The organism is Mesorhizobium sp. Cs1321R2N1 (assembly GCF_037179725.1).
GTDB lineage: Bacteria > Pseudomonadota > Alphaproteobacteria > Rhizobiales > Rhizobiaceae > Mesorhizobium > Mesorhizobium salmacidum.
On record NZ_JAPYKP010000008.1, the window covers coordinates 26,726 to 50,359 of the forward strand.

Sequence of the window (23,634 nt, forward strand, 5' to 3'; positions counted from 1 at the left end):
TGGTCAGTAGTTGGTTGGCTTCACTACTCACTACTCACTACTCACTACTCACTACTATTCCTGCTTCCGCAGCAAATACGTGTCCATGATCCAGCCTTTTTCCCGGCGGGCTTCGTCGCGGCGCTTTTCGATTTCGGCGCCGACATCGCCTAGGCGGCCGGAGATGATGATCTCGTCCGGCGTGCCGAGATAGGCGCCCCATTGGATGAAAAGGTCCTTGTCGGCCAGCGTGTTGAAGGCGCATTTGCCGTCGAGCATGACGACTGCGCTGCCGGCATTGTCCGGCATGCCTTCCTCGGTCAGGCGGCGGCCGGTGGTGATTAGCACGGGATCGCCGATGCGGTTCAGCGCCGTTTTGTGGCTGGCGGCCAGCGCCTGGATGGCAGTTATGCCGGGGATGACTTCCAGCTCGAAGGCGACACTGCCCCTCAGGCGCACGCGCTCCAGGATGCGCAGGGCGCTGTCGTAGAGCGAGGGGTCACCCCAGATCAGGAAGGCGCCGCAACCGTCCCCGGCGATCTCGTCGCGGATCAGCCCCTCGTAGATGGCGGCGATCGCCTCATGCCAGTCGTCGACCGTCGAGCGATAGGAAGACGTTGGTTCGGCGCGCACCGGCACGTCGAACTCGACCCGGCGTGAGGTCGGGTTGGTGACGAAGCGGTCGCAGATCCCGCGCCGCAGGTCGGCAAGGTCTGTCTTGTCGGCGCCCTTGTCGGGAATAAACAGGACGTCCGCCCGGTTCAGGCCCGATATGGCCTGAACCGTCATGTGGTCGGGATTGCCGGCGCCGATGCCGATGACGAGAAGCTTGCGCATGCGGCGAACTCCTGCCCGATCGTGACCTGTTAGTCCAGACCGCGTGCGTGCCCAGACCGCATGCGTGTCCAGACCGCGTGCGTGCCCAGACCGCATGCGTGTCCGGACCGCATGCGTGAGCACTGACGCGGAAGGGCTTTGAAACGCCGCATTGAAAGGGCTAGGGTCCCGCGGGCATTCTCGCCGAGGGGGCTTTCATGCTGCGATATGTTTTGACCACCGTACTGGCCCTGTCGGCGGCGCCTGCATTGGCCAATGATTCGGTTGCCGAGCTTGGCACCGGCGGCCTGGTCCTGTCGCGCAACGACGCCGTGGCGATGCAAAGTGAGGATCTTTTCATCTCGCCCGAAAAGGTGACGGTGGATTACGTCTTCCACAACAACACCAACAAGGATGTCGACGCGATCGTGGCCTTCCCGATGCCCGACATTTCCGGCGATCCCGAAGAGATGCCGGCGATCCCTGAAAACCAGAGCGACAACTTCCTCGGCTTCGAGGTGACGATCGACGGCGCGCCGGCAAAGCCGCAACTCGAGCAGAAGGTGTTCGCGCTCGGCATCGACATCAGCGCCGATTTGAAGGCGCAAAACGTGCCCTTCAATCCGTTCGGCGATGCCGCCAAGGCGGCGCTGGCGAAGCTGCCGCAAGCGGTGGCTGACGACTGGGTCAACCGCGGCATCATCATCGAGGATGCGGAGGCCGACAGTGGCCAAAAACTCGGCTATTCGCCGTTCTGGCAATTGCGCTCGATCTATTGGTGGCGCTCGGCCTTCCCGGCCAACAAGGACGTTCACGTCTCGCACCGCTACAAGCCGAGCGTCGGCGGCACGTCGTCTGTCAGTTTTTTCAATGAGGGCCAGTTCCAGGGTTCATACGCAGCCTACAAGACCCGCTACTGCATGGACAACACATTCGAGAACGCGGTGCGCAAGGCGGCGAAGGACAATGTGGACGGCTATCCCAAATTCTACGAAAGCCGCATCGCCTATATCCTGACCACCGGCGGCAACTGGGCGGCGGGCACCATCGGCAAGTTCAAGCTGACCGTCGACAAGGGCAACCCGAAAGCCCTGGTCTCGTTCTGCGGCGACAACGTCAAAAAGGTCGGGCCGACGAGTTTCGAGATGACGGCGCACGATTTCTATCCCGAGCACGATATCGATATCCTCCTGCTCGAACCGTCGGACAGCAATGGCGGGGACGCAAATTGATGCATGTCGCGATCTACGTCGCCATTGCCGAGAACGGCGTGATCGGGCGGGATGGTGGGTTGCCCTGGCGGCTCTCCACCGACCTCAAGCGCTTCAAGGCCGACACGATGGGCAAGCCCATCATCATGGGCCGCAAGACCTATGAAGGCATCGGCCGGCCGCTGCCGGGCAGGCTGAACATCGTCGTCACCCGCGACAAGGCGTGGCGCGCCGAGGGCGTCGAGGTGGCGCATACGCTGGAAGCCGCGATCCAGCTGGCAACGGTGCGCGGACGCTGCATGACAGGCGTCGACGAGGTCTGCATCATCGGCGGCGGCGAGATCTATGCCCAGGCGCTGCCGCTGGCCGACCGCCTGCACGTCACCCATGTGCTGGCCGCCGTCGACGGCGACGCGTATTTCCCGCCGATCGACCCTGATACATGGCGCGTGGTCAGTTCGCAGGAGGTTCCGTCAGGAGAAAAGGACAGCCATGCGACGCGCTATACAGTTTACGAGCGCCGCCGCGGGATGGTTTGAAGACAAAAACGGCATTTAAGGACGACAAAGGGTCGCTACCGGCCCAAAACGGATGAAGTCGACGGGCATCGCGTTGAAAGCGTGCCGTGGCGTCCCTATAGAAGAACGACACTGGATTTGCGCCGTACCCGCGGCGCTTGAGGGAATTCCAAGCGAAAGGACATTCATGCCCTGGAACGACAAAGGTGGCGGAGGCGGCGGCCCGTGGGGTGGCGGCGGCAACAATCAGGGACCCTGGGGGCAGGGACCCAAGGGGCCGAGCGGCCCGCAGGGGTCGCCTCCCGACCTCGAGGACATCATTCGCCGTGGCCAGGATCGGCTGAGGCGCGCGCTGCCCGGCGGCGGTGGCGCCAGTCCGGCCGTGTTTGGGCTGATCGCCGCGGTGCTGGTCGTTCTGTGGGCCTTCCAAGCGGTCTATACCGTGCAGCCCGACGAGGTCGCGGTCGAACTTCGCTTCGGCAAGCCGAAGGCCGAGCTTTCCCAGCCTGGCCTGCACTTCCATTGGTGGCCGCTTGAAACCGTCGAGACGGCCAAGATTTCAGAGCAGCTCGTCGACATTGGCGGTGGCAACACCAGCGGCAACGGCCTGATGCTCTCGGGCGACCAGAACATCGTCAATGTACAGTTTTCGGTGGCCTACCAGGTCTCCGACCCCCGCGCTTACCTGTTCGACGTTTCCGACCCGGACGGCATGCTGCGGCAGGTTGCCGAGAGCGCCATGCGCGAAGCCGTCGGCCGCCGGCCGGCACAGGACATTTTCCGCGACGACCGCCAGGGTATAGCGGCCTCGGTGCGCGAGATCATCCAGACGACGCTGGACGGCTACAAGGCCGGTCTCAACGTCAACGCCGTCTCCATCGAGGATGCAGCGCCGCCACGCGAGGTGGCAGATGCATTCGACGAGGTGCAGCGTGCCGAGCAGGACGAGGACAAGTTCGTCGAGCAGGCCAATCAGTATTCAAACCAGAAGCTCGGCCAGGCACGCGGCGAGGCAGCCCAGGTCCGCGAAGACGCGGCCGCCTACAAGAACCGTGTGGTGCAGGAAGCCGAAGGCGAGGCCCAGCGCTTCATTTCGGTCTACGACGAATATGCCAAAGCCCCCGATGTCACGCGCAAGCGCCTTTATCTGGAAACCATGGAGAGGGTTCTGAAGGACTCGAGCAAGGTCATCGTCGAGCAGGGCAACGGACAAGGTGTCCTGCCCTATCTGCCGCTGCCCGCATTGCAGCCAAAACCGCCGGCGCCGGCTGCCCCCGCCGCGAGCACGGGAGGTACCCAGTGATGATGGCCAACCGTCTTCCCATCTTCGTCGTCGTAGCGGCGGTCATCCTGTTCCTGATCTATTCCTCGGTCTTCGTGGTCAATGCGCGCCAGCAGGCGCTGGTGCTCCGGTTCGGCGAGATCGTTGACGTCAAGAGCGAGCCAGGCATCTACTTCAAGGCGCCGTTCTCCTTCTTCGACGCCGACACGGTGCAGCTGATCGAGAACAGGGTGCTGCGCTTCGATCTCGACAATATTCGCGTCCAGGTGTCGGGCGGCAAGTTCTATGAGGTCGATGCCTTCATCGCCTACCGCATCTCGGATCCGCGCGTCTTCCGTGCGGCGGTGTCGGGTCAGATCGAACTGGCCGAAGCGCGGCTCAGGACGCGTCTCGACGCTGCGTTGCGCCGCGTCTACGGCCTGCGCGATTTCGAGGCCGCGCTCTCCGAAGAGCGTGCCGTGATGATGCGCGAAGTTCGCGATCAGCTCAGGCCCGACGCCACGTCGCTCGGCTTGCAGATCGAGGATGTCCGCATCCGCCGCACCGATCTGACGGCCGAAGTTTCACAGCAGACCTACGACCGCATGAAGGCGGAACGCCTGGCGGAGGCCGCGCGGCTGAGGGCACGCGGCAACGAAGCGGCACAGCGCATTACGGCACGGGCCGATCGTGAAGTGGTCGAGATCGTTGCCGAAGCGCGGAAGGAGTCCGAGATCCTGCGCGGCGAGGGCGAAGCCCAGCGCAGCGCCACCTTCGCGGGAGCCTATCAGCGTGATCCGGCCTTCTTCGACTTCTACCGGTCGATGAATGCCTATGGCACCGCGCTGGACAGCACCGGGACCACCATGGTGCTGTCGCCAAGCTCGGAGTTCTTCCGCTACTTCCGCGATCCCGACGGCAAGGAAGGGCCGGCGAAGCCGACATCGCCGGCACCCGCCGCGCCGGCGGCGGCACCTGCCGCGCCGACGACACAGCCCAGCACCGGCCAGTAACGGCCGGTGCAGGACTTCTTCGCGGCGATAGGCCTGGTCCTTGTCATAGAGGGCCTGGTCTATGGCGGCTTCCCCCGCTTTGCGAGGAAGCTCGCGGGCGAAGTGCTGTCGATGCCGGAGAATGCACTGCGGATTGGCGGGCTGGCCGCCATCGCCATCGGTGTCGGCATCGTCTGGCTGGTGCGGGGCGGGTAAAGGCGTCCGGTTTGCGGAATAACACTCGATTTACACTCCGCCGATAGCCATAGCCGCAAACGTGCCGTATTTCTTACCATCATGGCGCGACACGGCGTTTTCGTCGAAGCGCTTTTCTCTTTCAGAAATGCCGGGAGGCTTCTCGATGACATCCAACACCCTTTTGCGCGCCGCTCGACGGACGTTGGTCGCCGGTACGGCAGCGCTTGTCCTGGGCACTGCCGCCATCCCGTCCTTCGTGACGCCGACATTCGCCGCCGACGGGCCTGCCTCGGTCGCCGACCTGGCGCAAGGCGTGCTCGGCGCGGTCGTCAACATCTCGACCTCGCAGACGGTGAAGGGCACCGAAGGGCCGGGCGCCGTGCCGATGCCGCAGCTGCCAGAAGGCTCGCCCTTCCAGGACTTCTTCGACGACTTCTTCAAGAACCGCGGTGGCGACAAGGACAATGGGTCCCAGAAGGTGCAATCGCTCGGTTCGGGTTTCGTCATTGACGCCGAGCAAGGCATCGTCGTCACCAACAACCACGTGATCGCCGATGCCGACGACATCGAGGTCAATTTTTCCGATGGCGTGACCTTGAAGGCGACGCTGGTCGGCACCGATACCAAGACCGACGTCGCGGTGCTGAAGGTCGATCCGAAAGGCCACAAGCTGACGGCGGTGAAATTCGGCGATTCCACCAAGATGCGCGTCGGCGACTGGGTGATGGCGGTCGGCAATCCGTTCGGCCTCGGCGGCACCGTCACCGTCGGCATCGTCTCGGCACGCAACCGAGACATCAATTCGGGCCCTTATGACGATTTCATCCAGACCGATGCGGCGATCAACCGCGGCAATTCGGGCGGACCGCTGTTCAACAGCGCCGGCGAGGTCATCGGCATGAACACCGCGATCATTTCGCCGTCCGGCGGCTCGATCGGCATCGGCTTCTCCATTCCCTCGCAGCTCGCCTCGGGCGTCGTCGAGCAGTTGCGCCAATATGGCGAGACGCGGCGCGGCTGGCTCGGCGTGCGCATCCAGCCGGTGACGGACGACATCGCGGAAAGCCTGGGCATGGCGACCGCCAAGGGCGCGCTGGTGGCCGGCGTCATCAAGGGCGGACCAGTCGACAACGGCACCATCCAGGCCGGCGACGTCGTCATCAAGTTCGACGGCAAGGACATCCATGAAATGCGCGACCTGCCGCGCGTCGTGGCCGAAAGCCCAGTGGGCAAGGCCGTCGACGTGCTGATCGTGCGCAAGGGCGTCGAGCAGACGGTGAAGGTGACGCTCGGCCGGCTCGAGGATGGCGAGAAGCTCGCCAGCGGCGAGAATGGCAACACCGACCAGAACAAGGGCGGCGACAAGGCTCCGGCTGTCTCGACCGCCGCAGTGCTTGGCATGACGGTCGGCGAACTCAATGACGAGACGCGCAAGAAGTTCAGCATCGCCGGAGATGTCTCCGGCGTCGTCATCACCGACGTGGCAAAGGACTCCGCCGCCGCCGAACGCGGTATCCAGCCGGGCGAAGTGATCACCGAGATCGCGCAGGAATCGGTCGCCACGCCCAAGGACGTCATGGACAGGATTGGCGCGCTGAAGGAGCAGGGGCGCAAGAACGCGCTGCTGATGCTGGCTTCGAAGACCGGTGAGCTCAGGTTCGTGACGATCCGGATGGATTGATGTCCGGCAGGTCTCGTGTTGAAACATCCCATGGGATGTATTACTTTGGGCTGTGAAGCGGATTGTCCTGGACACAAACGTTTTGACGGCAGGCGTGCGAAGCAGGAATGGTGCTTCGTTCGCCGTCCTCCGGTTGGTTGCTGATCGGCGGCTTTGTCCGTTGGTGACGACGGCACTGTTTCTTGAATACGAAACGGTTCTATCTCGCCCCGAACAGAGCGCGATTCATGGATTGTCCGCTGCCGACCTGGACCGCCTGCTGGCTGGCTTTGCCGCATTGGCAGAACCAGTAGAGTTGCATTTCCTCTGGCGCCCGCAACTGAATGATCCGAAGGATGAAATGGTGCTCGAGGCTGCAATAAATGGTCGTGCGGATGCCTTAGTCACCCATAATCGCCGGGATTTTGTGGCTGCGGCAGGCCGTTTTGACGTCCCAGTTATCAGTCCTGCCGAACTGCTGGAAGGATTTCGAATATGAGCAAGGCAACCTATCCTTTGAAGCTTCCACAGTCGGTCAAGGAGGCAGCCGCGCGCTTGGCAAAGGCCGACGGTGTATCGCTCAATCAGTGGATCGCTTCTGCCGTGGCGCAGAAGGTCGGAGCAATGGAAACGGCGACCGATTTCCTGCGTCGCAGGGCAGGAGGTGCATCGGGCGACGACTTCGCAAAAATGCTCGACCGCGTCGCCGCCGCATCGCCACAACCTGGCGACGAACTCCCTTCGGACAGGCATTGATCAGCCGCGGTTCGCCTGCCAGTCTTGGCGAGACAGCCGGTAGAACACATTCCGCTTGAGCGCGGGATGGCTGTCGGGAATGCCGGGATGATCGAAATCGGCGGAGGGATCGGCTGTCATGCCGAGACGTTCCATGACGGCAGTCGAGCGGCGGTTGTCGGCGACGGCGAAGGAAACGATTTCGTCGAGGGCCAGTGTCTCGAAACCGTAGGCCAGCCATGCCTCGGCGGCCTCGGTGACATAGCCCTTGCCCCAAAATTCGGGCGCCAGCCGCCAACCGATCTCGATCATGCTGGCCGGCAGGAACGGCAGGTGATCGGTTCCGGTTATGCCGACAAAGCCGATGCATTCGCCCGTGGCAACGATCTCAGCGGCGGCGAAGCCAATGCCGTCGCGATCGATGGCGGCGCGGAACTCATCCATCTTGGCGTCGGCGGCGGCACAGTCGCGGCGAAACGGGAAGAACTCCATCACGCGTTCATCGGAATTGATGCGATGGAACAGTTGGCGATCGCGATCCTCCCAATTGCGCAGGATCAGTCGTTTGGTACGGATTGGTTTCATTGCACGAATTCTTCCTGCCGGTAGCCCTGCAAATAGAGCAGCCCGGTTAGGTCGGCATGGTCGATCCGGACTTTTGCCTGCGCCGCGACGCTAGGCTTGGCATGGAGCGCGACACCGGTGCCGGCCAGGCGGATCATGTCGAGATCGTTGGCGCCGTCGCCAACGGCGATGGCATCGGCCGGCGTCAAGCCAAGGCGCGCACAGATTTCGAGCAGCGCCTCGGCCTTGGCGGCGCGGCCGAGGATCGGCTCGCCGACCAGCCCGGTGAAGCGTCCATCCTGGTCGAGCAGGCTGTTGGCGCGGTTTTCCTGAAAGCCAAGCATCGCAGCGATGCGCGTGGTGAAGACCTCGAAACCGCCCGAGACGAGTGCAGTCCAGGCGCCGTTGGCGCGCATGGTTTGGACCAGCGCGCGGCCGCCCGAGGCCAGCGTCAGCCGATTGGCGACGATATGCTCGACCACGGCGGCATCGAGACCCTTGAGCAGCGCCACGCGCTCGCGCAGCGCCGGCTCAAAGGCGATCTCACCATTCATCGACCGCGCGGTGATGGCCGCCACGTGATCCTTGACGCCGATCTCGTCGGCCAGTTCGTCAATGCACTCCTGGTCGATCATGGTCGAATCCATATCGGCGAGAAGGATTTTCTTGCGGCGTGTTTCAGCCTGCTGGACGATCACATCGATGGGCTCAACGGCCAATGCGGCACGAAGCCTTGCAGTCGCTTCATCAGCCTGCGCCTCTGGCGGCAGGGCAAGATCACAGGCAATGCCTTCGGCCAGCCAGACGACAGCGCTTGCGCCCACCGACCGTGAGGCCATATTCGCAAGCGACGGCGACAGAGCGCGGTCAGCGGGATGGGAAACAAGCGTGGCAATGAGCGGCATCGAGAATTCCGGCGCGGATGCGGGCGAAGGCCGCGTGAAGAACGCGATCCTGATAGCCGGACCAACCGCCAGCGGCAAGTCGGCGCTGGCGCTCGAACTGGCCGAACGCACAGGTGGCGTCATCGTCAACACCGATTCCATGCAGGTCTATTCGGTTCTCGACGTCCTGACCGCCCGGCCGGAGGCGGCCGAGCTCGCAAGAGCGCCGCATTTTCTCTATGGGCATGTCCATCCCGGCTCCGCCTACTCGACCGGCGCCTGGCTGCGCGACGTGATGAAACTGATCGATGACGGCACGTTCTTCGAACGGCCTGACGGCACACTCTCGCGGCGGCCAATCTTCGTCGGCGGCACCGGCCTTTATTTTCGCGCGCTGACCGAGGGTATTTCGGAAATGCCGGAGATTCCGCAGCGGATCCGCGATCGCTGGCGCTATGAGTTGAAGGAGCAAGGCGCGGTCAAGCTGCACGCCCTGTTGTTGCGTGAGGATTCGAGAGCCGCCATGCAGCTGAAGCCAACCGACAGCCAGCGCATCGTGCGGGCGCTCGAGGTGCTCGACGCGTCCGGCCGATCGATCCTGGAATGGCAGGCCGAGCGCGGCCGGCCGCTGATCGACAGGCAGAGCGCGCATTTCCTGGTCATCGAGCCGGATCGGCCGGCGTTGGTCGACCGCATCGAAAGACGTTTCGACCGGATGCTGGACAAGGGCGCGCTGGAGGAAGTCAAGCAGCTTGCGGCCCTTCAGCTGGATCCGGACCTGCCGGCGATGAAGGCGATCGGGGTTCGCGAACTGCAGGCCGCGATGGCAGGGCAATCGAGCTTTCCCGAGGCGATCGAGCGCGCCAAGATCGCGACAAGGCAATATGCCAAGCGGCAGGGGACCTGGTTTCGCCATCAGCTGGGGCCGGAATGGCAGAGACTGCGCCCCGGTGACGATTGCGAAACCACGATCCAAACACTTGTTGCTAATGCAACTTAAAAAGTTGACCTTGAGGGCAAGGTTCCCGCCGAAGTTGCCGGAATTAACGCTCCGTAAGGCGGTCGGTGCCATAAGGTCGGTGGGCACTTTTCCATCGGGGAGCAGATGCGTTTCCATAAGGCGGAATCCGCTTTTTTCGTCTTTATTTTCGTGATCCTCGCTGCTGGCCTGGTGACGCTGCACGCCTATGGGCTCTTGCAATCCTTCGCCACCGAGCTCCATACGCCTTCGGGCCTGGACAAGGTCATCTACCTCAACAAGCTGTTGTTCGCGACGGGCGTTCTGCTCGCGACCGCGCTGTTTTTCGGCATCTTCTTCATCTACCCGCTGATCCGCAAACAGGCGACGGAAGAAGGCAAGCTGCGCGCCATGACGGTTTCGCTCAGTGCCCGCTCGGAGACGTTCGAGCATGCCGCCCTGACGGACGGTCTGACGGGCATGCAGAATCGCCGCTATTTCGACGACGCGCTGAAGGAATATCTCGAGGAGTTCCGGCGCATCGAAAAGCCGGTCGGGCTGATGATCCTCGATCTCGACCATTTCAAGCAGGTCAACGATACCCACGGCCACGACGTCGGCGACGAGGTGCTCAAGGCTGTCGCCAGATGCCTCAAGGACATGACACGTTTCCACGATGTGGTGGCGCGCCTGGGCGGTGAGGAATTCGCCGTGGTCACGCCCAACATGGAGGCGGACCTCCTGGCCAAATTCGCCGAGCGCATCCGCAAGGCGATCGCCAACATGTCGATCCTCTCCGGCAACAATGTCCGGCTCAAGATCACGACCAGCGTCGGCCTCGCCGTCTGGGACCGCAAGGAAACCGCCGAGGAATTCTACCGCCGCGCCGACCGCCAGCTCTACGAAGCCAAGAGGCAAGGCCGCAATCGCGTCTGCGCCTGAAATCCCGTCACTAAATTCGTGATGCTGGCCGTTTGATGCCGACTTCTGCGCTTCCGTTGCTCACGGACCAAGAGTCCGCTCCGCTACGGTTCTCTAAGTCGACACCAATCGACTCAGCCTGACGAATTTCCTGACGGGATTTAACCGAGCTTTCCGACGAAGCAGAACCACGGAAATTTGATGCGAAAGCAGCGGTTAAGCTCAATCGTTCTGCGGACGCAGGCCGAAGGTGGCTGGCTTGAGGCCGTAGCGCGTGTCGAAATCTTCGTCCGACTGCACGCGCGCCGCCGCCGGCGCTTTGCGGTAGTCGGGGTCGCCGGCCTGCCGGCCGGAATCGACCACCTCGGCGAAAGCCATTGCCTGGCTCTGCGGTTTCGGCACGTTGCGCAGCCGCTCGACGATCGCCACCAGATCGACCTCACCGGCCTTCGACATCACTTCTTCCTCGCGCTTGGCCGTGCCCGGAAGCAGGTGAGCGGGCAATCTCTCGAATTTCAGCCGCATGGTCGTCGCCACGCCTTCGCCGAAGGCGATCGCTTCGCGCTGGCCCATGGAAGACAGGAACGCGAGCGTGGAGGCGGATGAGTCGGCGATTGCCGAGCGAATGATCGCCTGGTCCTGCTCGTTGGCGAGCCGCATGGCGAAGAAGGTCGAGCACTGCGACAGAATGGTCGGGTCCAGCTCGCCTGGGCGCTGGGTGACGACGCCGAGATAGCAGCCATATTTGCGGCCTTCCTTGGCGATGCGCGACAGCGCATGCCTGGTCGGCGCGAAGCCGAGGCGCGGATCGGCTGGCATATAGCGATGCGCTTCCTCGCATAAAAACAGGAGCTGCAGCTTGCCTTCGCTCCACAGAGCGAGGTCGAAGGCCAGGCGCGCCAGCACCGAACAGACGGAATTGACCACTTCCGAGGGCATGCCGGCCATCTCGAAGCAGGTTACCGGGCGGCCATGATGCGGCACGCGGAAGATGTTGCCGATCGTCTCGTGGATGGTGTCCTCGATCAGGCGCGAATTGAACATGAAGCGGTAGCGCGGATCGGCAGCCGCCGATTCGATGCGCGTCTTCAGCGATTTGAGGGTCGGGCGATCGGTCTTGCTTTCGAGCATGCCCATGCGCTCGTCAATCTGCTTGAGCAGGTCGGCGATGCGGTAAGGTACCGGCGTATCGGCGGTCAGCGCATCGCTGCCGCGCCTCAGGTAGGCGCCTGAACCGGGGTTGCGATAGAGGTTCTTGGCGAGCGGAACGAGGTCGCGAAGGGCGTCGATCTCTTCCGGCACCGTTTCGCGTCCGCGAAACAGCACTTCGGCGAATTCCTCCAGCGTGAACATCCAGAACGGCAGGTCGAGCGTCTTGGAATCGACCCTTACGCAATATTCGGGCAGCGAGGCCGCGAACTCATTGTGCGGATCGAGGATCAGGATGCGCAGGTCCGGTCGCGCCGCGATCGACTTGCGCAGCAGCAGCGACACGGCGGTCGACTTGCCGACGCCGGTCGTGCCGACAATGGCGAAATGGCGCGCCAGCGTATCGTCGATGGCGATGTTGGCGGCGATGGCCTCGTCCTGCGCCAGCGAGCCGATGGTGATGGAATGGCGGCCGGCCAGGTCATAGACCGCCTGCAGGTCGCGGGTGCGGATGCGGTGCGCGACGGCGCCGATATGCGGATAGCTGGTGATGCCGCGGTCGAAGATCGGCTTGGCGCCGGGTTCGGCGCCGTCGCGCACTTCGCCGATCAGTTCGATGCTGACCTCGATGGCGTTCTGGCCCTCATTGCTCCAGGCGCGATCCGATTTGCCGATCGCATAAACCAGGCCAACGGTGCGCGTCGTGCCCAGATTGATGGAGATCATCTTGCCCACCGTCCACAGGCCGGTGACCGCGCCGTCGACGTCGTCGGCATAGGCGCTGATGGTGGCGCGCGCGCCGTCGCATTGCACGACATTGCCCAGGATGCGCCGATCGTTCTGCTCTGCGTTGCGGCGCTCCTGCGATGTCGGTTCTCCGACGGAAGCCTCGCGTTCGACATACATGGACAGGCCAATCCCCATTTCCCTGGAGACTGGACGCTACAGGAACGGGGTTAAGGTCGGATGAGGTCGGATGGTGTAGAGAGGATTAAGGCCCTGATGAAAATTATCGTGAGATGGCTCTTCACTCGCGCTCTTGTTTCGTTATAATGGACGAATGGATGATATAGCGAACGACATTTCCTCGACCATCGGCAGGCGCATTCACGCCGAGAGGATCATGCGGGATTGGTCGCTGGCCGAACTCGCCGAACGATCAGGCGTTTCCAAGGCGATGCTGAGCACGATCGAGCGCGGCATGACCAGCCCGACGGCCGCGCTTCTGGTGCGCATTGCGGCGGCCTTCGGCATGACACTGTCGACCCTTATCGCGCGCGCGGAATTGCAGGGCGGCGGGCTGCTGCGCGCGGCCGACCAGCCGGTGTGGCGCGACCCCGATACAGGCTATGTCAGGCGGCATCTGTCGCCGGCCTGCGACATGCCGCTCGAACTGATCAAGGTCCATCTGCCGGCGGGCGCGAAGGTCAGCTTGCCCGCGGCTTCCTATGCTTTCATCAAGCAGCAGATCTGGCTGATCTCGGGACAACTCGAATTCACCGAAGGCGATCAGGTGCACAGGCTCGAGCCGGGCGACTGCCTGGCGCTCGGGGCACCGTCGGACTGCACCTTCCATGCGCTGGGGCCGGGCGCCGACTATGTCGTCGCTCTGGTCAGGGGCTGACATCATGGCAAGACGGCCAAAGCGCTCCCACAATGGGGGGCCGCCTCTCGACGACTACAAGGGGCCACCATGGGGCAAGGGCGATCCTTACATCTTCCTGGCCTGGCAGGCGGCGCACGCCAAGGCATGGAAGGCGCCGAGCCGCGAAGTGATGCTGATGCGCATGAACAAGGCTGAACGGCTGGGGCTGACCTATGACGAATACATGCTCGAAATCCTCGAGCGCGGTCGGCATCTCAGGGAAGAGGACACCGAACGCATCAGCGCCATCAAGGCCGCGCGCAAGCGGCGGCGTGCCCGCCACCTCGACTGACCCCAGCGCTACTGATCCCAGCAAATCGTTTCCAGAGGACCAGCTATGAATGCCATAGAGATCGAGCCGTTGACCGCCAGCGGGGAAACACTCGCACTGCTGACTGATCTGCTGGTCCAAACGGTTGCCGCCGGCGGATCGGTCAGTTTCATGCATCCGCTGGCGCCGGAGGAGGCAACGGCATTCTGGGAGACGTCGCTGGCCGCGGCGGCACGAGGGCAAAGAGTGGTGCTTGGGGCATGGGACGGCGGGGCTCTGGTCGGCACCGTCACGCTGCTGCTCGACTGTCCTCCCAACCAGCCGCATCGGGCCGAGATCGCCAAGCTGATGACATCAGCCGAGCAGCGGGGCAGGGGTGTCGGGACCCGCCTGATGCGGGCCGCCGAAAGCCTCGCGGCGGAGAAGGGGCGCACGCTGCTGGTTCTGGATACGGCGACGGAGGAGGGTGCTTCAGGACTTTATGAGAAGCTCGGCTTCACCCTGGCCGGCGAGGTACCGGATTATGCGCTGAAGCCGCATGGCGGGCTGACGGGCACGCTGATCTATTGGAAGCGTATCGGCACAGCGACGCGGTAGCGCCAGTCAGGTCCGCGCCTTTCCGGCAAGGCGCTTTAGCAGCCAGTGGCGGAAATCCTGCTCGGCACTGGTCAGGTGCGCGGTTGACGGCCTGGTCAGAAAATGCCCCGACGTGCTGGGAAGCTCAAAATCAGAAAGCGGGACCAGCGCCCCGCCGTCGAGCGCCGCGTCGATCAAGGGGCGGGACCCCAGCAGCACGCCGGCGCCGGCGCTCGCCGCCTCCATGGCGGCGACGAAACTGTCGAAGCGGTGCGACCGCTGGGGATGGCCAGCCAATCCGGCCGCCGCGAACCATTCCGCCCACATCTCGCGCGCGCCGGCCACGAGAAGCAGCGGCAGCGATGTCCAGTCGGCGGCACTGGCGAGGGCCGGACTTGTCACCGGCACAAGCCGCTCGGCGGTCAGCCTCTCGGCCTCGCGACCAGGAAAGGATCCGTTGCCAAAACGGATGTCGAGCGCCGAGCCCGGCAGATCGTAGTCGGTCGGGCGGTGGATCGTCACCAGATCGAGCTGGACGCGCGGCAGCGCCTCGGCGAGATCGGGCAGCGCCGGGACCAATGCCAGCAAGGCAAACGAGATCGGCACCCGGATCGAGACGGTCCGGACGGCGCGCGGTTCGAACAATTCCGTGGTGCTGCTGCCAATGGTGGCGAAGGCAGATTGGATGTGCGGCAGGTAGGCGGCGCCCTCGGGCGACAGCGCGACCCCACGCGCCAGCCGCGAGAACAGCCGCGTCTTCAGCCGTTCCTCGAGCAGCCGGATATGCTGGCTGACGGCCGCCTGGGTCAGGCCGAGTTCGGCAGCCGCCGCGGTGAAATTCGACAGCCGTGCCGCAGCCTCGAAACTGCGCAGCCAGTCGAGGGGAGGCAGCGTGGGGATAAGTCTCCGAGCCATTACGAAATTTCGGCCTTTGGCTAAAAAATGATAATTTGAGTTATGCCTTGGGTGCGCTCAACATGCAATCGAAGCCCCGGATTTGGCCGTGGGCGGATAGACACAGGACCTGATCTCCATGTTGACCCACGCGCTGATCGGCGACGAAGGCAGAACAATCGAACTTGGCTGGCAGGACGGAAGGCGCACTCGCTTTCACGCCATCTGGCTGCGCGACAATGCGCTCGACGACAAGACGCGCAGCGCCGGCAATGGCCAGCGGCTCGTCACCATCCTCGACATTCCGGCCGGCACGAGAATTGGCGCTGCTTCGGTCAAGGCCGGAGCACTGGAGATCAGCTTCGAACCGGAGGGAAAGACGGTCAGCTTTCCCGCCCAATGGCTGCGTGCAAACGCCTATGATCGCGACGAGACACGCCAGCCCGGTTGGACAGGCGATGTCATCCAGCGCTGGACCAGGGCGACGATGCAGAATTCGGTGCCGCGCGCCAGCTATCCGGCGGCCTTCCATGGCCGCGGTGTCCTGCGCGAATGGCTTTCGGCGGTGAGGACCTACGGCTTTGCGGTGATGGACGGGCTGCCGGCCGAATCCGGGGCGCTGTGCAAGGTTTCCGACCTGTTCGGCTACATCAGAGAAACCAATTACGGGCGCTGGTTCGAGGTGCGCGCCGAAGTCAACCCGAACAACCTCGCCTACACCAATCTCGGCCTGCAGGCGCACACCGACAATCCCTATCGCGATCCGGTGCCGACGCTGCAGATCCTGTCCTGCATCGAGAACACGGTGGAGGGCGGCGAATCCAGCGTCGTCGACGGCTTTGCCGTCGCCGCTGCCTTGCAGGCGGAAAACCCCGAAGGTTTTCGGCTGTTGAGCTCCCATGCGGCGCGGTTCGAATATGCAGGTTCATCCGGCGTGCGGCTGCAGTCCAAACGGCCGATGATCGAGCTTGGACCCGACGGCGAACTGATCTGCATCCGTTTCAACAACCGCTCGCTGGCGCCGACCGTCGATGTGCCGTTCGCCGACATGGATCGTTACTACGCCGCCTACCGCCGCTTTGCCGAGCTGATCGAGGATCCGTCCTTCGAAGTGACCTTCAAGCTGGAACCGGGCCAGGCCTTCATCGTCGACAACACTCGCGTCATGCATGCCCGCAAGGCGTTTTCGGGCACCGGCAAGCGCTGGCTGCAGGGATGCTACGCAGACAAGGACGGCCTGTTGTCGACGCTCGCGGCGATCGAACACGGCTTCAAGGAGGCCGCGGAATGAGCAGCCAGGATCTGAACGCGGACACCATCGTCGAGTTCATCGCCGATATCTTTGAGCGCCGGGGTGCCGAATCCTATCTCGGCGAGCCGGTGACGATGTCCGAGCACATGCTGCAGGGAGCTTGGCTGGCGGAACAGGATCGAGCGCCCGAGGTGCTGGTGGCCGCCGCGCTGCTGCACGACATCGGCCACTACACCAGCGAGTTCGGCACCTATTCGCCCGACGATGTCGAAGACAAGCACCATGACGAGGCCGGCGGCGAGGTGTTGGCGCCGTTCTTCCCGCCGGTCATCGTCGAATGCGTCCGGCTGCATGTCGCCGCCAAGCGCTATCTCTGCGCCACGGACCCGACCTATTTCTCCAAGCTGTCGCCGGCTTCGGTTCACACCCTGTCGCTGCAGGGCGGACCGATGAGTGCCGACGAGGTGGCCGAGTTCCGCAAGAACCCGTTCCACGAAGAGGCGGTGCGGGTTCGCATCTGGGACGAGGGCGGCAAGGTCGCCAATATGCGGACGCGGGCGTTTCGCGACTATGTGCCGTTGCTGCAGCGCGTCGTGCACGATTTCGCCAATCGCGCCTGACCAGTCACCGGGAGGAGACATGTGCCTCTGCTTCGATGGCGGAATGCGGTAGCCCGGAGACCTGCCGCGAGTGTTTGGCTGACGAGGGCGTTTCACGCCATCGCCGACCAGCGGTGAGCCCGGCGGGCTCACTGCTGCCGTTTCGTTCGGTGTCGCCGAGGGCTCACCATCTGATGCGGGGATACGGGCTATCCCTTGTGATGGACCTCCTGCAATCCGTAGACCGGTGTGGGTAAGCCAACCTGCCTGGCCTTCAGTTGCAGCGCCAGATATTGCGAATAGTGGCGCGATTGATGGAGGTTGCCGCCATGGAACCACAGCGCCTCCTGCTGGGTCGGCTTCCACATGTTGCGCTGCTCGCCTTCCCAGGGGCCGGGATCCTTGGCGGTGTTGGAGCCAAGACCCCAGACCTTGCCGACCTTGTCCGCCACCTCCTGGGAAATGAGGTCCGCGGCCCAGCCGTTCATCGAGCCGTAGCCGGTGGCGTAGATCACGAGATCGGCCGGCAATTCGGTTCCATCGGCGAATTTGACCCCGGTTTGCGTCAGCTCCTCCACCGCCGCGCCTGGTCCGCTCTTGAGCTTGATCGAGCCGTCGATGACGAGGTCGCAGGCGCCGACATCGATATAGTAGCCTGAACCGCGGCGCAGATATTTCATGAACAGACCCGAGCCGTCATCGCCCCAGTCGAGCAGGAAGCCGGCCTTTTCCAGGTCCGCGTAGAACTTGGCGTCGCGTTCCTTCATCTGCTGGTAAAGCGGGATCTGGAATTCGTGCAGGATGCGGTAGGGCAGGGAGGCGAAGATCAGGTCGGCCTTGCGCGTCGTCATGCCGCTCTCGACCGCTTGCTCCGAATAGAGCGCGCCCAGCCCGATATCCATAAGCGTGTCGGACTTCACGATGTGCGTGGAGGAACGCTGCACCATGGTGACGTCGGCGCCACCCTCCCAGAGAGCCGCGCAGATGTCGTGGGCGGAGTTGTTGGAGCCGATGACCACGACCTTCTTGCCGCGGTATTTGTCAGGGCCGGGATGGTTCGAGGAATGCTGCTGCTCGCCCTTGAAGATGTCCTGGCCCTTGTATTTCGGCCAGTTCGCCTTGCCGGACATGCCGGTTGCCAGCACCAACTGCTTGGGCTTGAGGACGATCTCTTCGCCGTCGCGTTCGACAACAACGGTCCATTCCTTGGCCTTCTCGTCGTATTTCGCGGATTTCGCCGAGGTGGAGGACCAGTAGTTCAGCTCCATCACCTTCGTGTACATCTCGAGCCAGTCGCCGATCTTGTCCTTGGGCGCGAAGACCGGCCAATTCTTGGGGAAATCGATATAGGGCAGATGGTCGTACCAGACCGGATCGTGCAGGCAGAGCGACTTGTAGCGCTTGCGCCAGGAATCGCCCGGGCGCTCGTTCTTCTCGATGATGATGGCTGAAACGCCGAGCTGGCGCAGGCGCGCGCCGAGCGCGATGCCGCCCTGGCCGCCGCCGATGATCACGACATAGGGCTGCTTGCTGCGGCCGAGTTCGGCGAGTTCATCGTCACGCTCCTCGCGCCAGGATTTCCTGTCCTTGCCGTGGCCATGCTTGGCGCCGAGCGGGCGGGTGAAGCCGGCCTTCTCCTCATGGCCCTTGAGTTCGGCCATGCTGGTGAGCAAGGTCCAGATCAGCTCGCCCTTGAACCGCACCAGGCCGAAACCGCGCGCCACCTCGGTCTCGAAGGTGATCCAGGCGGTGATGATGCCGTCCGCCTCGGTCGCCTCCTCGCCTTCGGCCACTTTCCAGTCGCTCGGCCGGGTCTCAGCCAGCGTTGCCTTCAGCATGTCACGGACCTGGTCCTGGCCCTCCATCGTCCTCAGGTTCCAGGTGAAGGTGACGAGGTCGCGCCAGTAGCAATCCGCCTGGAAACAGTTGACCGCGGCGTCGATGTCGCCGGTATCCAGCGCCTTGCCAAACTTGTCGAGCAGCGCTTGCGCCTTCGTTGTGGGTGTTCTCTCGAGCATGGTTTCTCCTCCGGTTGTCGGTTTCCAAGAACGCCTGTTCAGGCTTCCACTGGAACAGCAAGCGGCCGGCCAGGACCTCCCTACCTGGGGGTGGGACTCCCGTTCGCCGGCAACGCGTCTCCTCCCAGGCACGTCGTCAGCCGGCATAGTGGTGCGTCGATGGGATGGGCTCAACTGTACTATGGTAGCGCGTAGCGAAGCCCCATCTCACAGGCGAGTGAATTCGCATCATCCCCCATTGACGACCCCGCGAGTTCGCCTTTATGGTCCGCCACCATGAAAACGGCACTCATTCTCGTAGGAAGGCGCGTGGGCAAGGCGGTGTAACCGCCGGGCGAAGACCTCCCATGCGCACCACACAGGCTCCCTCGGGGGCCTTTTTTATTGCCTGAAACACGACTAAACGACCAGCAACGCCCAAATGGCGACAGTACGGGATCAGACCGATGAGCAATGGACAGAGTGAGCGGCGCGAAATGGCAAGTAGGGAAATGACTGGCGCCGAAATGGTGGTGCAGGCGCTGAAGGACAATGGCGTCAAGCATGTCTTCGGCTATCCGGGCGGCGCCGTTCTCCCGATCTATGACGAGATTTTCCAGCAGGACGAGGTCGAGCACATTCTCGTGCGGCACGAACAGGGCGCCGGCCACGCCGCCGAGGGCTATGCGCGGTCGACCGGCAAGGCCGGCGTCATGCTGGTGACATCAGGCCCCGGCGCCACCAATGCGGTGACGCCGCTGCAGGACGCGCTGATGGACTCGATCCCGCTGGTCTGCCTGACCGGCCAGGTGCCGACTTCGCTGATCGGCTCTGACGCGTTCCAGGAATGCGACACGGTCGGCATCACGCGGCCCTGCACCAAGCACAACTGGCTGGTGAAGGACGTCAACGAACTCGCCGCGACCATCCACGAGGCCTTCCATGTCGCCACGACCGGCCGTCCCGGCCCGGTCGTGGTCGACATCCCGAAGGACGTGCAGTTCGCCAAGGGCTTTTATGTCCCGCCGCAGATCGCGCCGCGCACCAGCTACCAGCCGAAGGTCCAGGGTGACCTGGACAAGATCAAGGCGGCGGTCGAACTGATGGCCACCGCCAGGAAGCCGGTCATCTATTCGGGTGGCGGCGTCATCAATTCCGGCGCGGAAGCGAGCCATCTCCTGCGCGAACTGGTGGACCTCACCGGTTTCCCGATCACCTCGACGCTGATGGGTCTCGGCGCCTATCCGGCTTCGGGCAAGAACTGGCTGGGCATGCTGGGCATGCACGGCACCTACGAAGCCAACATGGCCATGCATGATTGCGACGTGATGCTCTGCATCGGCGCGCGTTTCGACGACCGTATCACCGGCAGGCTGAATGCCTTCTCGCCGAATTCGCGAAAAATCCACATCGATATCGATCCGTCCTCGATCAACAAGAACGTCCACACCGAAGTGCCTATCATCGGCGATGTCGGCCGGGTGCTGGAAGACATGGTGCGGCTGTGGCGGGCAACCGCCAAGACCGACAAGAAGGCGCTCTATCCCTGGTGGGAGCAGATCGCCAAATGGCGCGCGCGCGATTCACTCGCCTTCAAGATGAACAACGACGTGATCATGCCGCAATACGCCATCCAGCGGCTCTATGAACTGACCAAGAACATGGACACCTACATCACCACCGAGGTCGGCCAGCATCAGATGTGGGCGGCGCAGCACTATCATTTCGAGAAGCCGAACCGCTGGATGACGTCGGGCGGGCTCGGCACAATGGGTTACGGCTTGCCGGCGGCACTCGGCGTGCAGATCGCGCATCCCGATGCACTGGTCGTCGACATTGCCGGCGACGCCTCGGTGCAGATGACGATGCAGGAGATGAGTGCCGCCGTGCAGCACGACGCACCGATCAAGATCTTCATCCTCAACAACCAGTATATGGGCATGGTGCGGCAGTGGCAGCAGCTGCTGCACGGCAACCGGCTGTCGCATTCCTACACCGAGGCGATGCCGGACTTCGTCAAGCTGGCCGAGGCCTATGGCGGCCACGGCATTCGCTGCGACAAGCCCGACGAACTGGACGACGCGATCAAGGAGATGATCTCGGTCAGGAAGCCGGTGCTGTTCGACTGCCGCGTGGCGACACTCGCCAACTGCTTCCCGATGATCCCTTCGGGCAAGGCGCACAACGAGATGCTTTTGCCCGACGAGGCGACCGACGAGGCCGTGGCCAATGCCATCGACGCCAAGGGCCGGGAACTGGTGTAGACGACGAGCCAAGGCAGGGCTTGTCAAAAAAAGCCGTGCGACAACAGATAATTAGATCCAGAATTTGAGATTCATGTCATGAACGCACAGCACCTTCAACCCACCGGTTCCGCCTACTTCATCGCCAAGGAAACGGAACGGCCGGAAAACCACACGCTTTCCGTGCTGGTCGACAACGAACCGGGCGTGCTTGCCCGGGTCATCGGCCTGTTTTCCGGGCGTGGCTACAACATCGAGAGCCTGACCGTCTCGGAGACCGAGCATGAAAAACACCTGTCGCGTATCACTATCGTGACGCGCGGCACGCCGCATGTGCTGGAGCAGATCAAGCATCAGCTCGAGCGCATCGTGCCGGTGCACCGCGTGGTCGATCTCACCGTGCGTTCGCACGAGTTCGGGCAGGAGCGGCCGCTGGAGCGGGAACTGGCGCTGGTCAAGGTTGCCGGCACCGGCGAGGCCCGGGTCGAGGCGCTGCGCCTCGCCGACGCCTTCCGCGCCAGCGTTATCGACGCCAACACCGAGCATTTCATCTTCGAGATCACCGGCAAGGGGTCCAAGCTCGACCAGTTCATCGCCATCATGAAACCGCTCGGCCTAGTCGAGATCTGCCGTACTGGCGTGGCGGCGATGAACCGCGGTCCGCAGGGGATGTAGGCCGACTTAGCCCATCGGAATTTTTGTACGAGTGCAGGACTGGCGCGACCAACGGTCGGCACTGGCTTTTGTGCAGCCGTCGGAAAGAGACAATAGTACTGACATATCTGGGAGGATATCATGTCCCTCGACGCATTCCTCGCACTGCTTGTCTACGCCTTCGTGACCTCGATCACGCCAGGGCCGAACAACCTTATGCTGCTGGCATCAGGCGTGAATTTTGGACTGGTCAGAAGCGTGCCGCACATGCTGGGCATCAGTATCGGGTTTCTTGTGCTGCTCCTGGCCGTCGGGCTCGGCCTGGGGGCGGTGCTGACCGCGTTTCCCGCGCTGCACACCGGGCTGAAGATCGCCGGTGCCGTCTATCTGCTCTACCTTGCCTGGAAGATCGCCATGTCGCGCTCGCTCAGCGGCAAAGGCGAGACGAATGCGCGACCGATGCGGTTCATCGATGCAGCGGCTTTCCAATGGGTCAATCCCAAGGCCTGGGTGATGGCCATCACCGCGATGGCCGTCTACACCAATCCCGAGCGACCATTCCTGTCCGTCATTCTGATTGGCATGGCTTTCACCGTAGTCAACCTTCCCAGCGTCTCGGTTTGGGCTGGATTCGGCACGGCGTTGCGCGGTTTCCTTTCGGATCCGGTGCGGCTGAAATGGTTCAACATCGCCATGGGCGCGCTGCTGGCGGCGACGCTTTGGCCGATGTTGCGGTAAGTTAAAGCCTTCAAAGCGCGGCACGCGCGTTCTGTAAATTCTGGTTCACATCTGCTTTGACTGTTTGTGAACTATGGATTACAAGCGATCCATGATCGAAGTCCGGAAAACAGCTGAATTCGTCGGCTGGTTCAAGTCCCTCAAGGATGCCCGCGCCAAGGCTCGCATTCAGATTCGGATCGATCGCATCGAGCTTGGCAACCTTGGCGATGCCAAGTTTTTCGATGGCATCGGCGAATTGCGGGTCGACTATGGTCCGGGCTATCGCATCTACTTCGTCAAAGCGAGCAACACGATCATCATCCTGCTCAGCGGCGGCGACCAGTCATCACAAAAGGCCGACATCAAGAAGGCCATTGGCATGACGAAGGAGGTCAAATGACCATCGAAACCACCAAATGGGACGCTTCAGAATTCCTCGACGGCGAGGAGGCAATCTTAGCCTATATCGAAGCGGCCTTCGAAGACGGCGATCCCGCCCTTATCACCCATGCGCTCGGCAACGTGGCCAGGGCTCGGGGCATGACATCCATTGCCAAAGGTGCTGGCGTGACGCGCGAGGCGCTGTACAAGGCTCTAAGCGACAAGGGCGATCCCAAGCTTTCAACCCTGCTCGGCGTCATGAAGGCGCTCGGGCTCAGATTGACGGCCGAGCCCGCACCAAGGGACAATCCTGCCGGGGCACGCCTCGCAGGCTAACTCGCCACAAAGGCGATGCAACCACGTGGCGTCTGCTGGCTTCGACGGGGTGGCTTGCCCAGTAACTCACGGCGGCCGGACGAAGTGCGTGATCTCGTCTCCCAACGCTGAATGTGTCCTGTTAGCCCGGCTGCACAGCTATTGTGCAGTGCACATTAAATCTTCGTAATGCCGTGTTTTGGCCCTTTTCCGACAAACCCGCGTCCTATCTATTCGGCGA

Annotated in this window: 27 protein-coding genes; 20 read left to right on the top strand and 7 right to left on the bottom strand. The window is 62.9% G+C overall.

Annotation, left to right across the window (positions count from 1 at the left end; all coding sequences use genetic code 11):
* Nucleotides 1–54 precede the first annotated feature (54 nt).
* Nucleotides 55–816, bottom strand: a complete 762-nt coding sequence (gene cobF / locus O7A61_RS03970) for a precorrin-6A synthase (deacetylating) (protein WP_337128475.1) — start codon at nt 814–816, stop codon at nt 55–57.
* Nucleotides 817–1,013: 197 nt separating this feature from the next.
* Between cobF and O7A61_RS03975 the strand changes: the two genes are divergently transcribed.
* From O7A61_RS03975 to O7A61_RS03995, 5 genes are all read left to right on the top strand, one after another.
* Entirely contained in the window at nt 1,014–2,027 is a 1,014-nt protein-coding gene (locus O7A61_RS03975) for a DUF4424 domain-containing protein (RefSeq protein ID WP_337128476.1), read from the top strand.
* Complete coding sequence (locus tag O7A61_RS03980) at nt 2,027–2,545, top strand: dihydrofolate reductase (protein ID WP_337104918.1); 519 nt, start codon at nt 2,027–2,029, stop codon at nt 2,543–2,545. The genes O7A61_RS03975 and O7A61_RS03980 overlap by 1 nt, the downstream gene beginning before the upstream one ends.
* Before the next feature lie 166 nt (nt 2,546–2,711).
* Nucleotides 2,712–3,827 (top strand): FtsH protease activity modulator HflK, encoded by a 1,116-nt coding sequence (hflK, locus tag O7A61_RS03985; RefSeq protein ID WP_337104917.1) that lies wholly within the window; start codon nt 2,712–2,714, stop codon nt 3,825–3,827.
* A 2-nt stretch (nt 3,828–3,829) separates the two neighbouring features.
* Nucleotides 3,830–4,798, top strand: a complete 969-nt coding sequence (gene hflC / locus O7A61_RS03990; protein WP_337105194.1) for a protease modulator HflC — start codon at nt 3,830–3,832, stop codon at nt 4,796–4,798.
* A 6-nt stretch (nt 4,799–4,804) separates the two neighbouring features.
* Entirely contained in the window at nt 4,805–4,993 is a 189-nt protein-coding gene (locus tag O7A61_RS03995) for a DUF2065 domain-containing protein (protein WP_027141711.1), read from the top strand.
* Between the two features lie 30 nt (nt 4,994–5,023).
* Here O7A61_RS03995 and O7A61_RS04000 read toward each other — a convergent pair whose 3' ends face one another.
* Nucleotides 5,024–5,149 carry a hypothetical protein gene (locus tag O7A61_RS04000; protein ID WP_281405555.1) on the bottom strand — a complete coding sequence of 42 codons (126 nt, stop codon included), beginning with the start codon at nt 5,147–5,149 and terminating at the stop codon, nt 5,024–5,026.
* Here O7A61_RS04000 and O7A61_RS04005 point away from each other — a divergent pair.
* From O7A61_RS04005 to O7A61_RS04015, 3 genes are read left to right on the top strand one after another with little or no spacing between them, the layout of a single operon-like run.
* A complete protein-coding gene (locus O7A61_RS04005) occupies nt 5,139–6,656 on the top strand; it encodes a DegQ family serine endoprotease (protein WP_337104916.1) in 1,518 nt (505 codons plus the stop codon). The two genes, O7A61_RS04000 and O7A61_RS04005, sit on opposite strands and share 11 nt — an antisense overlap.
* A 52-nt stretch (nt 6,657–6,708) precedes the next feature.
* The gene (locus tag O7A61_RS04010) at nt 6,709–7,134 is read left to right on the top strand and encodes a putative toxin-antitoxin system toxin component, PIN family (protein WP_337128478.1); all 426 of its coding nucleotides are present in this window, start codon (nt 6,709–6,711) and stop codon (nt 7,132–7,134) included.
* Nucleotides 7,131–7,391: a toxin-antitoxin system HicB family antitoxin gene (locus O7A61_RS04015; protein WP_337104914.1), complete on the top strand. Its 261-nt coding sequence runs from the start codon at nt 7,131–7,133 to the stop codon at nt 7,389–7,391. Before O7A61_RS04010 ends, O7A61_RS04015 begins: the two co-directional genes overlap by 4 nt.
* Here the strand turns inward: O7A61_RS04015 and O7A61_RS04020 are convergent, their stop codons facing one another.
* Both O7A61_RS04020 and serB read right to left on the bottom strand, forming a co-directional pair.
* Nucleotides 7,392–7,955, bottom strand: a complete 564-nt coding sequence (locus tag O7A61_RS04020; RefSeq protein WP_337128480.1) for a GNAT family N-acetyltransferase — start codon at nt 7,953–7,955, stop codon at nt 7,392–7,394.
* Nucleotides 7,952–8,839 (bottom strand): phosphoserine phosphatase SerB, encoded by an 888-nt coding sequence (gene serB / locus O7A61_RS04025; protein WP_337128481.1) that lies wholly within the window; start codon nt 8,837–8,839, stop codon nt 7,952–7,954. The genes O7A61_RS04020 and serB overlap by 4 nt, the downstream gene beginning before the upstream one ends.
* On the opposite strand from serB, the gene miaA reads away from it, so the two are divergent.
* Both miaA and O7A61_RS04035 read left to right on the top strand, forming a co-directional pair.
* A complete protein-coding gene (gene miaA, locus O7A61_RS04030) occupies nt 8,829–9,818 on the top strand; it encodes a tRNA (adenosine(37)-N6)-dimethylallyltransferase MiaA (RefSeq protein WP_337128483.1) in 990 nt (329 codons plus the stop codon). The genes serB and miaA overlap by 11 nt on opposite strands.
* Before the next feature lie 105 nt (nt 9,819–9,923).
* Nucleotides 9,924–10,718 (top strand): GGDEF domain-containing protein, encoded by a 795-nt coding sequence (locus O7A61_RS04035; protein ID WP_027141716.1) that lies wholly within the window; start codon nt 9,924–9,926, stop codon nt 10,716–10,718.
* 201 nt (nt 10,719–10,919) lie between these two features.
* Here O7A61_RS04035 and O7A61_RS04040 read toward each other — a convergent pair whose 3' ends face one another.
* The gene (locus O7A61_RS04040) at nt 10,920–12,752 is read right to left on the bottom strand and encodes an ATP-binding protein (RefSeq protein ID WP_337128485.1); all 1,833 of its coding nucleotides are present in this window, start codon (nt 12,750–12,752) and stop codon (nt 10,920–10,922) included.
* A gap of 154 nt (nt 12,753–12,906) precedes the next feature.
* Between O7A61_RS04040 and O7A61_RS04045 the strand changes: the two genes are divergently transcribed.
* The 3 genes from O7A61_RS04045 to O7A61_RS04055 are packed head-to-tail and all read left to right on the top strand — an operon-like array spanning nt 12,907 to nt 14,359.
* Nucleotides 12,907–13,470, top strand: coding sequence for a helix-turn-helix domain-containing protein (locus O7A61_RS04045; protein ID WP_337128487.1), 564 nt, complete (start codon nt 12,907–12,909; stop codon nt 13,468–13,470).
* Nucleotides 13,471–13,474: 4 nt separating this feature from the next.
* A complete protein-coding gene (locus O7A61_RS04050) occupies nt 13,475–13,783 on the top strand; it encodes a hypothetical protein (protein ID WP_337128488.1) in 309 nt (102 codons plus the stop codon).
* Nucleotides 13,784–13,828: 45 nt separating this feature from the next.
* A complete protein-coding gene (locus O7A61_RS04055) occupies nt 13,829–14,359 on the top strand; it encodes a GNAT family N-acetyltransferase (protein WP_337128490.1) in 531 nt (176 codons plus the stop codon).
* A 6-nt stretch (nt 14,360–14,365) separates the two neighbouring features.
* Here the strand turns inward: O7A61_RS04055 and O7A61_RS04060 are convergent, their stop codons facing one another.
* Nucleotides 14,366–15,253 (bottom strand): LysR substrate-binding domain-containing protein, encoded by an 888-nt coding sequence (locus O7A61_RS04060; protein WP_337128491.1) that lies wholly within the window; start codon nt 15,251–15,253, stop codon nt 14,366–14,368.
* A gap of 118 nt (nt 15,254–15,371) precedes the next feature.
* On the opposite strand from O7A61_RS04060, the gene tmpA reads away from it, so the two are divergent.
* Together tmpA and tmpB are read left to right on the top strand one after the other, a co-directional pair.
* A complete protein-coding gene (gene tmpA, locus O7A61_RS04065; RefSeq protein WP_337104906.1) occupies nt 15,372–16,523 on the top strand; it encodes a 2-trimethylaminoethylphosphonate dioxygenase in 1,152 nt (383 codons plus the stop codon).
* The gene (gene tmpB, locus O7A61_RS04070; protein WP_337128493.1) at nt 16,520–17,104 is read left to right on the top strand and encodes a (R)-1-hydroxy-2-trimethylaminoethylphosphonate oxygenase; all 585 of its coding nucleotides are present in this window, start codon (nt 16,520–16,522) and stop codon (nt 17,102–17,104) included. The genes tmpA and tmpB overlap by 4 nt, the downstream gene beginning before the upstream one ends.
* Nucleotides 17,105–17,292: 188 nt before the next feature.
* On the opposite strand, the gene O7A61_RS04075 is transcribed toward tmpB, so the two are convergent.
* Nucleotides 17,293–19,101, bottom strand: coding sequence for an NAD(P)/FAD-dependent oxidoreductase (locus O7A61_RS04075; protein ID WP_337128495.1), 1,809 nt, complete (start codon nt 19,099–19,101; stop codon nt 17,293–17,295).
* A 446-nt stretch (nt 19,102–19,547) separates the two neighbouring features.
* On the opposite strand from O7A61_RS04075, the gene O7A61_RS04080 reads away from it, so the two are divergent.
* From O7A61_RS04080 to O7A61_RS04100, 5 genes are all read left to right on the top strand, one after another.
* On the top strand, nt 19,548–21,344 hold the full coding sequence (locus O7A61_RS04080; RefSeq protein ID WP_337128497.1) for an acetolactate synthase 3 large subunit: 1,797 nt from the start codon (nt 19,548–19,550) through the stop codon (nt 21,342–21,344).
* A gap of 78 nt (nt 21,345–21,422) precedes the next feature.
* The gene (ilvN, locus tag O7A61_RS04085) at nt 21,423–21,998 is read left to right on the top strand and encodes an acetolactate synthase small subunit (RefSeq protein WP_013894763.1); all 576 of its coding nucleotides are present in this window, start codon (nt 21,423–21,425) and stop codon (nt 21,996–21,998) included.
* Between the two features lie 120 nt (nt 21,999–22,118).
* Nucleotides 22,119–22,715: a LysE family translocator gene (locus O7A61_RS04090; protein ID WP_337128499.1), complete on the top strand. Its 597-nt coding sequence runs from the start codon at nt 22,119–22,121 to the stop codon at nt 22,713–22,715.
* A 91-nt stretch (nt 22,716–22,806) separates the two neighbouring features.
* Nucleotides 22,807–23,097, top strand: coding sequence for a type II toxin-antitoxin system RelE/ParE family toxin (locus O7A61_RS04095; RefSeq protein WP_337128501.1), 291 nt, complete (start codon nt 22,807–22,809; stop codon nt 23,095–23,097).
* Complete coding sequence (locus tag O7A61_RS04100; protein ID WP_337128503.1) at nt 23,094–23,414, top strand: addiction module antidote protein; 321 nt, start codon at nt 23,094–23,096, stop codon at nt 23,412–23,414. Before O7A61_RS04095 ends, O7A61_RS04100 begins: the two co-directional genes overlap by 4 nt.
* Nucleotides 23,415–23,634 lie beyond the last annotated feature (220 nt).